This is a genomic window from Sphingobacterium sp. JB170, assembly GCF_900163865.1.
Taxonomy (GTDB): domain Bacteria; phylum Bacteroidota; class Bacteroidia; order Sphingobacteriales; family Sphingobacteriaceae; genus Sphingobacterium.
Genome location: NZ_FUKU01000014.1, coordinates 140,063 through 155,958, shown reverse-complemented (window position 1 = coordinate 155,958; position 15,896 = coordinate 140,063). Strand labels below are relative to the sequence as shown.

Sequence of the window (15,896 nt, the reverse complement as noted above, 5' to 3'; positions counted from 1 at the left end):
TACAATTTAATTACTGACGTTTCAAAGTATTGAGTTAATTTTGTCCTTTGTTTATATCATGATTAGCAATAGAGAACTCTTTCTACAAAACACAGCACAAACCTCTTCTTCGCCACGACTTTTCGAAATCGAACGCGCCGAAGGCGTTTACCTATATGGGCCAAATGGTCAGCAATATATGGATCTGGTTTCCGGATTTAACGTTAGTAACATTGGACACCGCCATCCCAAAGTGATTGCCGCCATCCAGGATCAGCTGGAGAAATACCTGCACGTGACGGTTTATGGCGAATTCGTTCAAGCCCCCCAAGTACAATTCGCGAGCGAATTATTAGCCGAACTTCCCTCGAGCTTTCAATCGGTCTACTTCACCAATAGCGGAACCGAAGCAGTTGAAGGATCCATGAAGATCGCTAAGAAATATACAGGCCGGCGTCAAATACTTGCGGCCGAAAAAGCCTACCACGGCAGCACGCAGGGAGCGCTGAGTCTCATCGGCAACCCCGAGTACAGGACAGCCTATGCACCACTACTTCCCGAGATCGATTTCATCAAATTGAACGACGAAAGCTCTTTAAATCTTATCACCGAACAAACCGCAGCAGTAATACTCGAAGTTATTCAGGGCGAAGCGGGCGTAAGGATCCCTACTGTCGAATTCATGCGTGCACTACGTGAAAAGTGCACCGCCACCGGCGCTTTACTCATTTTTGATGAAATACAAACTGGTTTTGGACGAACTGGTAAGATGTTCGGTTTTGAGCATTTTAATGTTGTACCGGATATATTGATGTTAGCCAAAGGTATTGGAGGAGGCATGCCGCTGGGCGCATTCGTTAGCCGTAAAGAAATAATGGATGTCATAAAGGATAACCCTATGCTTGGCCATATTACAACATTCGGCGGTCATCCGGTGAGCTGCGCAGCAGCGAGAGCTTCGTTAGCGGTAATTAAAGAGCAGCACCTCTTGGCGGGCGTGGAAGAAAAAGCAATTTTATTCCGCCAACTCCTTGACACGCCTAAAATCAAAGAAATACGTGGGTTGGGCTTAATGATGTGCTTGCAGTTGGAAACTTTCGATCAAGTTTATCAAGTTAGTTCGTATTGCGCATCTCAGGGCCTGATGATTGACTGGTATCTACACTGTGAAACCGCTCTTCGCGTTGCTCCGCCCCTCACAATTAGTGAGCCGGAAATCAGAAAAGCCTGTGAAATTATCCTCCAAGGTGTTGAAAAATTCTGCTAAAAAGATTAACTTCGGTAAACATAAACCTATTTAATAGATGGAAACAAGAAGAAAATTTATAGCCAAAAGCATGCTTGCGCTCGGTGCAACTGCAATCGCTTCAAACCCCGTTTTCGCGACCGATTCGGGCGCAAAGGCGGCAGGAAAAATTACAGTAAAGGAAAATGATATCATTCTCTTTCAAGGGGATTCAATTACCGATACAGGCCGTAATCGTGAAGAGCTAGGTCCAAACAATACGTCTGCATTTGGAAACGGGTATGCCCTGATCGCTGCAAGCAGCTTATTAAATAAATTTGCCGATAAAAATATTCAAGTGTATAATCGCGGGATTAGTGGTAACCGCGTACCGGACCTAATTAAACGTTGGGATGTAGACGCCATACAGCTAAAACCAACGATACTTAGTGTCCATATTGGCGTCAACGACTTCTGGAGGACCATGGACAGCGGGGCAAAAAACACTCCGCAACAGTACAAGCAACAATATAAAGAGCTTCTCGATAAAACCCTCTCTGCCCTTCCAGAGGTACAGCTAATTATCTGTGAGCCCTTTGGTGTGAACGGCGTAAAAAGCGTCACCGATGCATGGTATCCAGATTTCACGGGCTATCAAAAAGCGGCAAAAGAAATTGCGAAGGAGTATAACGTAACATTCCTACCTTATCAAACGGTATTTGACAAAGCAGCGTCCCGCGGATCAGGAGACTACTGGACAACCGATGGGGTACATACTACATTAGCGGGATCAAACCTTATGGCTCAAGCTTGGCTCGATCTTATAAAATAAAAAATCAATCAAACGCTGTTAGGAAACGAACACGCATAAAAAAACAGACTGCTCCTCGAAAAGCTCCAAGGTGTATGTCTGTTTTTTACTGCTTAAACCACGCGAACAAGTAATCCCTTAAGATATTCTCCCTCGGAGAACGATGCTCTTACCGGATGATCTTCGGGCTGATTAAATTGCCTGATATATTGAATTTCCTTACCAGCGTCTAATGCTGCCCAGGCAACAACCTGTTTGAAAGTATCAATGTCCATGGCACTCGAACAAGAAAAAGTGGCCAACAGGCCTCCACTCTCTAGCAACATCAATCCTCGCCTATTTAAATCCTTGTACGCCCTAGAAGCCCTGTTAAGTGAAGACCGGGACGGCGCATATTTCGGGGGATCCAGAACGATTAGATCAAACCTTTCGCCCTGTTCACCAAGCTCGCGCAAAAACTTATTCACATCCGATTGTATAGCGGAATGATGATCCGGATCAAATCCGTTACGAGTCACATTTTTTACCAGTGTGTCGATCGCTAAAGCAGAACTATCTACCGATACCACACTCTGGGCACCGGCTTTAAAAGCATTCAGAGTAAATCCGCCTGAATAGCAAAAACAGTCAAGGACGCGTTTCCCTTTGGCATAACTTGCCGTGAGCATCCTGTTTTCGCGCTGATCACAATAAAATCCCGATTTCTGTCCTTCGATGATATTGACTTGATACACGATGCCATTTTCAACAATATCAACGAACGCGGGAGGAAATTGGCCATACAAAAGTCCATTTTCATCCGGCATCCCTTCGTTCTCCCGCGATCGTAAATCGCTACGCTCATAAATCCCCTTTGGTTCAAGCTGATTAACAAGCTCATCGATGATAATATCTTTAACCTTTTCTATCCCCGAGGAGTGTACCTGAATAGAAAGATATTCGGCATATTTATCCACGATTAACCCCGGGAGAAAATCTGCCTCGGCGAATATCAATCTAACCGTATTGTTTTCTTGATGCAGCAAATGAGAACGCAATGCAATTGCACGCTGTATCCGATCCCTCCACCACTGCTCATCGACCACACGCTCTGGATGCCACTCCAATAGTCGGACAGCAATTCGAGAATACTCGTTATACACGCCGTAGGCGATAAATTCACGATCACTATTAAAAACTTTTAGGACTTCACCGTTCTGGGGTTTTGACTCTATTTCGTCTATTGCACCTGAAAACACCCACGGGTGCAGCTGCCATGCAGCCTTATCTTTTCCCTTATTAAGGATTATATTAATCATCGCTACAAAAATAAACCATAAGAACGAAGCTACCACTACAATCGGTCAACTAATGAAAAAAAAAGTTAACAGCGCTGCCACGACCACGAATTTCATCAATACGATCGTTAGGAGAAATAGCAATCAGTTTTCACTGATCCAAGGTGCATAAACAAGGACATTCATTCAATTTTATAGCTATACGACAAATGCCTGCGGATTACTCTATACGACAAGAGTGGGCGCTATAGCGCCCACTCTTGTCGATTCAAAAAACGTATACCGCTAATTATTGGCCAGTAAATAGGCCTTAAAGATTTCGTAATCCACTTCCATTTCTGTTACCAACTTAGGTTTGCCCTCTAGCTCGCCGGCTCCTTTTGGTAATTGAATTTGCTCAAACACGTCACTCGATATCGCGTCAGGAAATTTACATGGATGCGCTGTCGATAAAAATACGGAAGCATAATCGCCTGGATGTTCCGCCCGAAATGCTTCAGAGGCTAGATAAGCAATCGCTGTGTGCGGACAAGCGATGTAGCCATACGTTGTGAATAACATATCCATCGCCGTTTTTGTCTGTGCATCGGTATAGGTGTAAGAAGAAATAACCTGCCGCAGTTGATCCAGATCATTCTCAAACATTGCTTGTATTCGGACCCAGTTACTCGGATCACCGACATCCATCGCATTGGCTAAAGTCTGTTGCGAAGGCATTGGTTCATATCGCCCATTTTCCAAAAAACGAGGAACCGTATCGTTTACATTGGTTCCGGCGACAAAATGCTTCACAGGCAGCCCCATCTTATAGGCTAACAGTCCCGCCCCAATATTACCAAAATTTCCACTAGGTACGGTGAAAACAATATCACTCGCACCCTGCGATTTTAACTGCGCATAGGCCCAGAAATAGTAAAATGTTTGCGGAATCAAACGCGCTATATTAATAGAATTGGCGGAAGTCAAACGTAAATGACCTTTAAGGTTCTGGTCATTAAATGCCGTTTTCACGAGCTTTTGACAGTCGTCGAAGGTGCCTTCAACCTCAATTGCGCGAATATTCATTCCATTGGTTGTCAGCTGTTCTTCTTGAACCTTGGATACTTTACCTTTAGGGTATAAAATCGTTACTCTGGTCCCTGAAACACCTAAAAAGCCAAGCGCGACTGCTCCACCCGTGTCGCCCGAGGTTGCCACTAATACATCAAGCAATTGATCGTCCTGCTTGGAGAAGTACCCCATGATGCGGCTCATAAATCGAGCACCGAAATCTTTGAATGCATAAGATGGACCATGAAAGAGTTCCAGCACGGCAGTTTTACTATCTAGAAATCGCACGGGCGCATCAAAATTAATTGCATCCGTTATGATAGCCTTCAAATCCGCCTCAGGGATATCTTCGCCGATAAAAGCATTTGCAATATGGAATGCGATCTCTTGAAGTGAATACTGCTGAATATTTCGTAAAAAAGACGGATCTAATTGCGGTATATTTTCAGGCATATATAGGCCTTTATCCGTGGGCAGTGAGTTAAAAACGGCGTCCTCAAAAGATACGCGCAGATCATGATTATTTGTACTATATAGTTTCATTTTTCTATTATATTTGTGATAAATAGACCATTTCTGAGACTTAATCCGGTAATACTTTCGGTCCCTGAACATTCACCGAAGACACGAATTTCAGACTGGCAATTTCGCAATTGTTAAGATGTTCCTGAATGCGTGTGGTAGCCAGCTCAGCAGCCTCTTTCCCTCGCGTTATCGCGACCACCGATGGGCCCGAACCTGAGATACCAAAACTCAATGCACCAGCCTCAAGGGCAATCTGTTTCATGGTGTGAAACTCTGGAATGAGTATGGCCCGTGTAGGCTCGATTAACACATCGTGCATGCTCCGGCTGATCAGCTCGTAGTCTGATCGATATAACCCGGCTATTAAACCCGCTATATTTCCCCACTGGGTAACTGCATCCTTAAGCAGCACCTTTTCTTTAATGAGCTGACGTGCTTCGCGCGTGGGAACATCCACTTGTGGAAATACGATGCCTGCATATAGTTCTTCAGGTACCGGTAAATTAATAACATCCAAGGGGCTATACCCCCGAATGAGCGTAATTCCGCCCATCAATGCTGGCGCCACGTTGTCGGCATGTCCGTGACCACATGCGATGCGTTCACCTTCGACGCAAAACGGCATTAATTCTTCTTTGGTCAGTGGATTACCCAATAGCGTATTGATGGCAAAAAGACCAGCAACTGTACTGGCTGAACTTGACCCCAGTCCGCTCCCGATAGGCATATGCTTTATCAGTGAAATTTCGATTCCCAATTCTTTCTCGATGCCTAAGTAGACAAGCAAGTTCTTCACGCACGCGCTCACGGTATTCTTGTCTGCATCGAGCGGAAGCCGCCCATCATCCCCTTCGATGGATTTAATCCTCACGCCGGGCTGCTCAACGCGGTACATATGCACCTCATCACCAGGGTATTCGACAGCAAAGCCAAGTATATCAAAACCGCATATCATATTGGCGACAGTCGCTGGAGCGAAAACGCGCACTTTAGTAAGTATTTGATTGAAATCTATTTTATGTATCTTTTTTTCTAATGTATTCATGATTTCTATTTTTACGCACCAACATTTACTAGGTCTGCAAACACGCCTGCGGCCGTAACTTCTGCACCGGCACCTGGACCCTTAACCACAAGTGGTCTTTCTTTATACCGCTCGGTTGTAAAGGAAATTATATTGTCCGATCCCGATAGCGCATAGAAAGGATGGTTTTCATCTACCATCTCGAGCGCAATAGATACTTTACCCTCTTCAAGTTTACCAATATAACGTATAACTTTACCTTCGGACTTTGCCTGCGATTTCAAGTCTTTAAAATAATGATCTGCTTTTAATAATTCGGCGTAGAAGTCATCGACAGAACTCGCCTCCAAACACGCTTGAGGAAGAATTGCGCCCAAATCGACATCCGCAGGCTCGATTACGTAACCTGCGTCACGAGCAAGGATAAGCATCTTACGCATAAAGTCTACCCCCCCTAGGTCATCGCGTGGATCTGGTTCCGTATAACCCAAGCCCTGTGCTTGTTTAACGACATCATAAAATGAAGCGTCCCCCACGAAGTTGTTGAAGATATAAGAGATCGTGCCGGAAAGGATGGCCTCTATTTTTACGATTCGATCCCCACTGAGCATCAAATCTTTCAATACTCGAACAATAGGTAATCCCGCACCCACATTCGTTTCGTAAAAGAAATCTACGCCGTACTTACGAGCGGTATCGCGCAGTATACGATACTGTTCAAAGGAACCTGAGTTTGCAATCTTATTACACGTTACAATCGAGATATTAGATTTAAAAATATCCACATAATAAGTCGATGGCAACTTACTCGCTGTATTGTCAACAAACACGCAGTTTGGCAGATTCATTGTTTTCATTCGCTCAATAAAGGCCGAGAGGTCAGCAATCTCGGTGGAGCTATCGAGTACCTGTTCCCATGTTGACAAATCCACGCCATCGGTATCGAAATGCATTTTGCGCGAATTGGAGATTCCCGTTACTTTGATCTCCACGTCATTATTCTCTAATAAAAATTCATGCTGCTCATGAATCTGGCGAAACATGGTCGAACCAATGTTCCCTGTACCAAGAGCAAATACGTGCAACGTGGTTTTCAATGCAGCAAAGAATGCATCATGCACTGCATTTAGCGCCTTGGCAAGGTTTTCCTTTCTGATGATAACCGAAATATTCAGCTCCGAGGACCCTTGTGCAATGGCGCGCACATTAATACCGTTCCTACTCAGGGCGGCAAACAAGCGGCCCGACATTCCAGGCGTACGTTTCATGTTTTCCCCCACAATTGCCAGCACCGAGAGGTCATTTTCGACAGTCGGCAGGGTCAACTTATTAGCTTCCAGCTCGAGCTCAAACTCGATACCGATAAGCTTAACCGCTTTGGTCGCATCATCCGGATGAACCGCAAAAGTAATGCTATGCTCGGATGACGATTGCGTGATTAACACCACATTAATTTGCTCACGTGCTAAAAGTGTAAAAAGTCGACCACTGAACCCAGACTTACCAATCATCCCGCTACCCGAAAGGTTAACCACGGAGATATCCGATATTGAAGAAATGCCTTTAATAGGAAATTCGGACCTCCCCGATTCGAACTGGATAATAGTTCCCGAGAAATCCGGTTCAAAGGTATTACGGATGACAATAGGTATTTTTTTCAAGAACGCCGGAATCATCGTTGGCGGATAAATAACCTTCGCTCCAAAGTAAGAGAGCTCCATAGCTTCAGTATAGGATAACAGGGGAAGGGAAAACGCCTTTTTAACGATCCGGGGATCGGCCGTCAGCATACCGTTAACATCGGTCCAAATCTCAATCGCCGATGCATTCAAAACCGATCCGAATATCGCAGCGGTATAGTCTGAACCACCTCGACCCAAGGTCGTAACGCGCCCATGTTCGTTGGATCCGATAAAACCGGTAACAAAAATTAACTTCTGCGCGTGGGTATGAATCAGGGACTGTATCAGCTGCTGGGTAAGTTCTTCATTCACGTGGGCATGTCCAAAACTCGAATCCGTTTTCACATAATGTGAAGCATTTATATACTCGGTTTGCGGAACATACTGTTCCATAATTTTGGATACCATATAATTAGATAGCCGTTCACCGAAAGAAACAACTAGATCTTTACTTTGCGGACTAAGCTCTTTGAGCGCACTAATTCCCTGCAAAATATCTTCTAGATCATTAAGCATCAGTTTAATTTTCGTAAATACAGGGTTCTGAAACTTTATCGCGATGAGTTTCTTTACGACATGGAAGTGGCGTTCTTCTAAGACGGCTAAATCCTCTTCAAACGAGACGCGTGCGGCGGCATTCTCCGCCATTTTCGTTAATAGATTAGTTACACCCGCCATTGCCGATAGAATGACAAGCGGCTTCTCATCTTGTTCGTAAGCTTTCTTGACGATATCCAGCATAGCACTTATGCTTTCAACGGTACCAACCGAGGTGCCCCCAAACTTTAATACTTTCATTTTCTGTTTTTATATAGTTCTAAAATAGTGTGCGTGAAAACAAAAAAAACCTTCCCGGTGGAGGAAGGTTCTATATAACTTGTACACTTTTTAATACAATAGAATTACTTCCTCCGATGATACATGCCGGTGGTAATAATAATTGTTGTAATAATCGTGTGTATATTCATGTTATTTTTAAAATCGATTTAAAGATAAGACATAAAATTTGAATTCGTCAAATAATTTTTCGTTTTCTTTGAAAATTTAATAAAAATATATTTTGCGTTTGTAGCATACCATCTACACCTCTTATTTTAGTCAATTGCTGTCAAAGAACGAAAAAAAGTGTTAAAATCTGTTAATTTATCCTTTAAAACGCCTGTATTTGTTTGGAATATGGGACATTATGTATTAGATTTGCTTCAGTCTATGTGATACATAAACGGCAACTTGGTAAAACGTTGTAAATTAAGCGAACATAATGAATACAAAGAAACTAGTAGCAGGAATGCTCCTAATAGGCTTATGTCTAGTGTCGCAGGCACAAACAAGTAAAAAATCAACAGACTCCGACCCCGACAACCTCGCAAAAGAATACTTCTCTCAAATTATGGGTGTTGCTTCAACAGCGATGGCGAACACAAAGCTTTACCAATTTGTGTATGAATGGCTTGGAACACCTTACCGACTGGGCGGCGATACAAAGCGCGGTATTGATTGTTCAAAATTTTCATTAGCCGTTTATGAAAATGTTTTCAACACCACCATCGGTTACAACAGTCGCAATCAATATGCCAACGTAACGCCTATCAGAAAAAATGATCTTCAACCCGGAGATCTTGTTTTTTTTAAGATTCGCAGCAGACAGATTACTCATGTTGGGATCTACCTGGGAGATGACAAGTTCGCACATGCATCATCCAGTCGAGGTGTGATGGTAAGCAACCTTACTGAAGCTTACTGGAGACGTTACTATTACAAAGGTGGCCGGCCGGAAGAGTCAAAAACAATGACGGCAAATATCGACACAGAAGATGACGGCGAGAACTTAAACTAATCGTTAAAATATTCTAAAAAGGTCTGAAATTGTTAGTTTCAGACCTTTCTTGTTTTAACCCCAATTAGTTCACAAAGAATTATTATTTTTACCCAACAGCAATCAAGAAAATAATATGTCTACAAAAAGAACACTTATTTTAAATAAAAAACAGATCGAACAGAAATCGATCCGAATTGCTTACCAGATTTTAGAGGACAATTTCGAGGAAAATACGTTAGTCCTAGCGGGAATCGCTGAGCGCGGCTATGTCTTTGCACAACGATTGCATAAGATCCTTTGCCGGATTGCGCCAGATAAAGATTTCGAGTTATTGAAAGTGGTGATCGCAAAAAACAAAAGAAGCCTAGAGGCAAGCACAGATCAACCGATAGAAATCGCTAAAAACAAAGTGATCATTCTTATTGACGATGTATTAAACAGCGGGCGCACGCTTGCATACGCCCTAGGGTTATTTCTTGATGTACCGCTAAAGAAGATGCGCACAGCGGTATTGGTTGACCGATCACACCATGATTTCCCCATATTCAGCGATTATTACGGCATGAAACTCTCGACGATTTTGAAAGAAAAAGTCGAAGTGGAATTACAGGAATACGACAATAAAGAAGATGCTACTTGGCTTGCCTAATGTGCGCTTGCCAAGCTAGCTAACTTATTTTACGTATTTTCAATTTTTGTCCAATCCGTAGTTTGGAATTCTTCAATCGATTATCCGATTTTATTGTCGTAACAGTGCTCCCTTTATAACTGCTGGCAATATGAGAGAGTGTTTCCCCTCTACGCACTGTATGTGTGAGATAAGAAAGCTTAGTTTTGTTGCTTTTCGCAGGTACCTTTTTAATATTCGTAGCGGCAGCAATACGCGTACTGAATGCCTTATCCGCCGTTTTGTTTACGATCAACTCCCGTCCTTCGATACGCGCATCGTTCGATAAATCATTCCAAGCTCTCAAATCTTGAACTGTCACTTGAAACGCTGCAGCTAATGTACTTAACGACTCACCTCTTTTAGCTACATGCACGATGTTCACACGTCCGCCCGGTTGATCTTGAGGCACAACACGCGCGCTTGCTAATAACTGCTGTGATGGTTCGGTGTCAAACTGATGATTCAGAGCGACGTAAAGTAAACTATCGTTCAATTGAGCAGTTTTAGGCACAATCACCCGAATTGGGTTGGTGGCAGAAGCAACAACAGTCTCCTTTTTTATTGCCGGATTAAATTCCTTTAGTGTTTTTATTGGTAGATTTACCGCACGTGCAACATCATTAAGATCGACGTTATGTTCCACCATCACTGGTTTAGGTATCCACGCAAAGTTCGAAGGTATCGCTTCAATATTATATTCGCTAGCATGCTTCAAAACGTAGTTCATCGCAATAAACTTTGGAATATAATTACGCGTTTCCTTTGGTAAATAGGGCGATAGCTGCCAAAAATCAGGGTTATGTAGTCCTGAACGCTTTATCGCACGACGCACTCCTCCCTTTCCACAATTATACGAAGCTAGAACAAGTAACCAATCCCCAAATTCCGCATAGGACTCTTTGAAATAACGACTAGCAGCAACACCTGCGGCGTATGGATCTTTCCGCTCATCGATCGCATTATTCATCGTCAAATCGTACTCTTTGGCCGTAGCATACATAAACTGCCACAATCCCACGGCACCAGCACGCGAAACCAAATGCGGATTAAGGGACGATTCAATCACCGATAAGTACTTCATTTCCTCTGGTACACCGGCCTCTCTAAATATTTGCTCATAAATGGGGAAATAATATTGCGAGAGCCCATCGAGCTTTGCTAAATAGGGATTATAATTCCGTGAACTATAAGTCTCAATATAGGACTTTATTTGCTCGTTAAATGCTAGGGGTACGCTCCGTTGGATTTTACGGAGTCTGCTATAAATAACAGAGTCCTGCGATGTACGCAAAGGGGCTGTAAAAGATAATTTTTTAAGCGTATCGATTCCCGAAAAGATGGCATTTCGTTGAATGGAAGCGATATCACGAAAATTTAGCTCGTCGCTCGTTAATACAGAAGCGTCCATATCTTGCGCACGAACAGGAGTAAAAATACTACAGGCACAAAAAGTAAATGCCCATAAATATCGTTTTATCATAGGTTTCGATTTTATGAAAAATACACGTTTTAGGTATCATACTTATGTATTCCAATAACAGTAGAACGTAAAAAACACACCATTAGTATTCATTGTACCAAAAACGTCATAAAAAACTAGAGAGTTTTATGTGTGACTCACATAAAACTCTCTAGTACGTTTTCAGAAATATATATTATTATGGATTTTGCGTTGTATTCTTGTTCGACTCTTCTTCCTTCTTCGAACCATCCTCACGCTGACCGTCCTTAAATTCCTTAACTCCACGACCTAAGCCACGCATTAATTCTGGAATCTTTTTACCTCCGAATAGTAACAAAACCAAAACCACTATGATAATAATCTCCTGTGTCCCGATAAATAATAATCCCGATGTGTACATAGTTTTTAAAATCTTAACGTTGCTTTCATTCTCAACGTTTTACAAATATATAATTAAATTTAAGAAATCCCTGTAACTATTTTGCTAGCCACGAATTTGGATTCATTGCTGTTTGTCCTTGATAAACCCCAAAATTCACGACCGAGTATCCGGCATCAGGATCGGCATCAGCCGTCCCGATTTGCTGCCCTCTGGATATTTTCTGCCCCTTACTCACCGACACACTCTTCAAGTTTGAATAGGACGTATAGTATTCCCCGTGGTTGATGACAATAAAGCTACCAAACACCTGCACCGCTACACCATCAAAAACGGCCTTGACAGCACCATTTGTTGCCGTACGAATGGCGACATCTGGATGATCGAGCTGTACGTTGCGTTCGACCTTCTCAAACCCAAAGTTACGCACGATTTGTCCCTGTGCAACTGGCCAAGGCAGTCGTCCGCGGTTCGATTTAAAATCCGCAGATAATTTCGCCGCGGCTGGAGTCGACCGCAAGATCTCGCTGTCCGATTTACGCGGCGTCACTTTTTCAACTTCCGAAACAGTCTTCCCGGTACGTTTAGCTTCCTCCTCGGCCGCCTTTTTACGAGCTTCCTCGGCACGTTTACGCTCTGCCGCAATCTCACGACGAATAGCCTGTTGGATCATGGCGTCAATCCTGCGCTTCTCCTGTTGTTTCTTGGTCAATTGGCCTTGATAGCTCGATTCTTCTTTACGAAGTTGACTCAGTTCTTTAGAATGTGTAGCTCTATCTTTCGCAATTGTTGCTTTTTCGTCTTCCTGCTCTTTTAAAAGTTTATTCTGCATTTGCCGGTCACGCTCGAGTTGCGCAATTTTCAATTCGATCTCCTTACGAGTGACTTCAATTTCCGCGACCTTTATTTGACGCGCATCACTAAATTGTTGAAGGTACTTAACACGTTTAAATGCTTGATTAAAATCTCTGGATGCAAATACAAACATCAACTTATTATATCCATTTTTATTTCGGAACGCAAAGAGAATCATCTTCTCGTAATCGTCGCGCATCTTCTCAAGTTCGGCTTTTAAGTTGTCTACAGCCTTTACGTTTGTTTGGATATTTTTATTGATGATACGTAACTCGGTACTGATGGTCTTAATCTTATCTTCCCGTAAATTCAGCTGCCGACTCAGTGCATTGACTTGCTGCTGCGAGAGCATTTTTTCGGCTGTTTTTGCCCTTAATACTTTTGTTAATTGCGCTATTTCGATATCAATCTTCTCGCGCTGTTTCTTAAGCTCGGCGCTACTCTGCGCTGAAACTAACACAACACCCAAACTACAAACAATAAAGAAGCTAACTAATATTTTTTTTACATCCATGAACCGTTTTCTCTCTATATAATCGGTTAAATTTAGCTTACAAAAGTAGAACATACATGTTATACAGCCAATTATTTTATACTTTTTATATTAAATGGGCTTAATTTATAACCTTATAGCGTTCTGAAACGGTAAAAGGCATTTCTACTGGCGCATTGAAGCGCACCCGATCAAAATTTAATTTCGCACCAATTGACATGTTCTCCCCCGCTATATCTAACGCCATATTCTGCGGAAAATTATAACCCTCGGTACTGATATAGTTAGCGTAGTATGCCTCTAAATTAGACATCCCCCCCACTTCTTCAAGTATAAAATTAAATGGCCTATTGTCTGTATTTATGCGGTATTGAAAGGATAGTTGATCTTTAATACCCACCACAATAAATTCGTCTTGAGCACTCGCAACCTGCACATTGCTCGCACGCAAAAGTTGAGACGACACATTAGCGAGCAGAAGGTCTTGCAAAGTAGTAAAGGTAACCCCGGGGTTCACATAGTTATAAACGTAGCTAAAAGGCTTCTTTAGATACTCGCCTTGTAAGCGATTTATAATTTTCACGCTATCGGGTGTAATGAGCACTCGCGCAACCTCCACGCCTAAAATAGCGGTGACAGAAATCCATATAGCCTTGTCGCGGTCTATCCGAATGTTTAGGGTCACATCGCGCTCTCGCTTATTCATTTGAATTTTAGTCTTCGCCCGGCCGGAGAAAGTATGAAAATCGAGGTTATTCATTTCAAAGCTTCGAATGCTTTCCGCGCCTGCCGAGATGACACTCGAATCGGATTTCTCTACTTTCGCTACTTTCTGCCGCGTTTTACATCCGGCAAACAAAATGACAACCACGAGTAACCACAGAAATTTATTCCACATACGCTTTTGTTGCTATTTTTGTTTTCAATTTTTCAATATTAATACCGCTTCCCTCGCTCATCGCTAAGGCTTTACCCCACTGTTTGAGCGCGTCTTTAGAGCGGCCCAATTTTGAAAGAATATCCCCGTAGTGCTCATACAAAACTGCATTGGGCTCACCACTCTGGATCGCCTTCTCCATCCACTTGATCGCCTCGGGATACTTCTGTTGCTTAAAAAGTATCCAAGCATAGGTATCTTGAAACGTACTGGAGGCAGGATCGATCGTATTGGACTGCATGGAAAGCTTTTCTGCGAGATCTAATTTTTCGTTTCGCTCGGAGAGGTAATAGGCATAATTATTCATTGCCGTGGCATTTGTACTATCGAGCTTTATCGCTTCTTCGTAAGCGACATCCGAGACATCAGCCATTTCAAGTTTATGATAAAGATCCCCCAGCCCGGCGTATATTAAGGATTGTAAATATTGATTTTCCTTCCCACTGTTATCTAGTGCCGACTCCATCATTTTACGCGCATTATCCGTATCGTCCTTAACTAAATAGGATAATCCTGTAAAATAAAGCAGCATCGGGTTGTTCGGGTTCACCTCGAGCGCTTCGAAACCATGCGCGATTGCTTGCTCTGCTTCGTTTAACCCTAGCTCCACATTCATCAACATGCGCCATGCATCTACATGATTTTTATTGATTCCTACCGCCGTTAAGAATAAGGACCGCGCCTCTTGCATATTGCCGCGTCGCCACAACACATCTCCTTTTGCGACATGACTGTCAGCGACCCGAGGGTGTTTGAGTACCAAAATATTTGCCAGCTCTTGCATCTGTTCCAAACCCAAGTTGGAGCCTCCCGATAAGACGCTATACATCACCCGGTGCTTATCCATGTAATTTACGTCATCGGCCTCGAATGCTTTCTTTATGGCCTGAAACGCCTGCGCATCCTTGCCAGCAGCAGCATAAGCATTTGCGATATCTAGATATAAAAGATTTTCCTGGCTGTTTGTTATGCCGTCAGTAAGAACCTGAACGGCTTCTTTAGAATCTTTATCAGCCAAATAAATATAACCTAATGTACTATACACCTGCCGAACAGTTGATTTTTGTTTCGTCCAAGGTATCAATAGCTCTTTGGCCTCAACTTTGCGATCCAAATCCACTAATATCTCCGCTTTGATAACGTCCAGCGTGTCGGATTTGCCAAATCGCTTGGTAGTGGCATCGTATGTTGCCAACGCTTCCTCGGATTGCTTATTGGCATGCTGGAGCATTACCTTCTCGCGATAGATAGGCTCGTTTTCGGGATTTGAAGCAATAACCTTATCCAATATCGTTATTGCGGTACCAAAATCACCCTTGCCCTTATAGAGCTCCACCAAGTAGTTAGCAAACATTAAATTCGAAGGCTCTAATTCAAATGCCTGCTGCGCTAGCGGGATAGCCACCTCTAAATTCCGCGCCTGCCCAAACAGAAGCGCTTTGGCATAATAAACTTCCGCAGCTTCTGGATATTTCGCAATCACACTATCGAGCTTTTGAATAGCTCCCTCCAAATTACCCACACGAAGAAAGCTTTCCACTTCGACTAAGTCTTGCTTATACGGCTTATCCCCCACTTCGACCTGCTGCGCATAACTAGGCGACAATGCCCCCAGACTTGCTAACACGCATACTCCTATCCAAATTAACTTTTTATACATTTATATCTATTCCTTTTCTAAAAATCGAAAAACATCAACCGATTAATC

Annotated in this window: 13 protein-coding genes; 4 read left to right on the top strand and 9 right to left on the bottom strand. The window is 42.9% G+C overall.

The annotated features are described in order from the left end of the window. The first annotated feature begins 58 nt into the window (after positions 1–58). Positions 59–1,246 carry an aspartate aminotransferase family protein gene (locus tag FM107_RS04560; RefSeq protein WP_086947341.1) on the top strand — a complete coding sequence of 396 codons (1,188 nt, stop codon included), beginning with the start codon at positions 59–61 and terminating at the stop codon, positions 1,244–1,246. Positions 1,247–1,283: 37 nt separating this feature from the next. Beyond that, positions 1,284–2,036: an SGNH/GDSL hydrolase family protein gene (locus FM107_RS04555; protein WP_086947340.1), complete on the top strand. Its 753-nt coding sequence runs from the start codon at positions 1,284–1,286 to the stop codon at positions 2,034–2,036. Positions 2,037–2,128: 92 nt separating this feature from the next. On the opposite strand, the gene FM107_RS04550 is transcribed toward FM107_RS04555, so the two are convergent. The 4 genes from FM107_RS04550 to thrA all read right to left on the bottom strand — a co-directional run bounded on the left by FM107_RS04550 (position 2,129) and on the right by thrA (position 8,371). Beyond that, positions 2,129–3,313: a class I SAM-dependent rRNA methyltransferase gene (locus FM107_RS04550; RefSeq protein WP_086947339.1), complete on the bottom strand. Its 1,185-nt coding sequence runs from the start codon at positions 3,311–3,313 to the stop codon at positions 2,129–2,131. A 264-nt stretch (positions 3,314–3,577) separates the two neighbouring features. Continuing rightward, entirely contained in the window at positions 3,578–4,885 is a 1,308-nt protein-coding gene (thrC, locus tag FM107_RS04545; RefSeq protein ID WP_086947338.1) for a threonine synthase, read from the bottom strand. 40 nt (positions 4,886–4,925) lie between these two features. Beyond that, on the bottom strand, positions 4,926–5,912 hold the full coding sequence (locus tag FM107_RS04540) for a homoserine kinase (RefSeq protein ID WP_086947337.1): 987 nt from the start codon (positions 5,910–5,912) through the stop codon (positions 4,926–4,928). Between the two features lie 11 nt (positions 5,913–5,923). Next, positions 5,924–8,371, bottom strand: a complete 2,448-nt coding sequence (gene thrA, locus FM107_RS04535; protein WP_086947336.1) for a bifunctional aspartate kinase/homoserine dehydrogenase I — start codon at positions 8,369–8,371, stop codon at positions 5,924–5,926. 463 nt (positions 8,372–8,834) lie between these two features. Between thrA and FM107_RS04530 the strand changes: the two genes are divergently transcribed. Together FM107_RS04530 and FM107_RS04525 are read left to right on the top strand one after the other, a co-directional pair. Then, a complete protein-coding gene (locus FM107_RS04530; RefSeq protein ID WP_086947335.1) occupies positions 8,835–9,410 on the top strand; it encodes a C40 family peptidase in 576 nt (191 codons plus the stop codon). A gap of 115 nt (positions 9,411–9,525) precedes the next feature. Continuing rightward, on the top strand, positions 9,526–10,041 hold the full coding sequence (locus FM107_RS04525; RefSeq protein WP_086947334.1) for a phosphoribosyltransferase family protein: 516 nt from the start codon (positions 9,526–9,528) through the stop codon (positions 10,039–10,041). Between the two features lie 19 nt (positions 10,042–10,060). Here the strand turns inward: FM107_RS04525 and FM107_RS04520 are convergent, their stop codons facing one another. From FM107_RS04520 to FM107_RS04500, 5 genes are all read right to left on the bottom strand, one after another. Beyond that, positions 10,061–11,542, bottom strand: a complete 1,482-nt coding sequence (locus tag FM107_RS04520) for a LysM peptidoglycan-binding domain-containing protein (RefSeq protein WP_086947333.1) — start codon at positions 11,540–11,542, stop codon at positions 10,061–10,063. A gap of 178 nt (positions 11,543–11,720) precedes the next feature. Continuing rightward, a complete protein-coding gene (locus FM107_RS04515; RefSeq protein ID WP_086947332.1) occupies positions 11,721–11,924 on the bottom strand; it encodes a twin-arginine translocase TatA/TatE family subunit in 204 nt (67 codons plus the stop codon). A gap of 76 nt (positions 11,925–12,000) precedes the next feature. Continuing rightward, positions 12,001–13,272 (bottom strand): murein hydrolase activator EnvC, encoded by a 1,272-nt coding sequence (locus tag FM107_RS04510; RefSeq protein WP_086947331.1) that lies wholly within the window; start codon positions 13,270–13,272, stop codon positions 12,001–12,003. A 100-nt stretch (positions 13,273–13,372) separates the two neighbouring features. Further along, positions 13,373–14,149: a DUF4292 domain-containing protein gene (locus FM107_RS04505; RefSeq protein WP_086947330.1), complete on the bottom strand. Its 777-nt coding sequence runs from the start codon at positions 14,147–14,149 to the stop codon at positions 13,373–13,375. After that, positions 14,139–15,848, bottom strand: coding sequence for a tetratricopeptide repeat protein (locus tag FM107_RS04500; RefSeq protein ID WP_086947329.1), 1,710 nt, complete (start codon positions 15,846–15,848; stop codon positions 14,139–14,141). Before FM107_RS04500 ends, FM107_RS04505 begins: the two co-directional genes overlap by 11 nt. Positions 15,849–15,896: the final 48 nt, after the last annotated feature.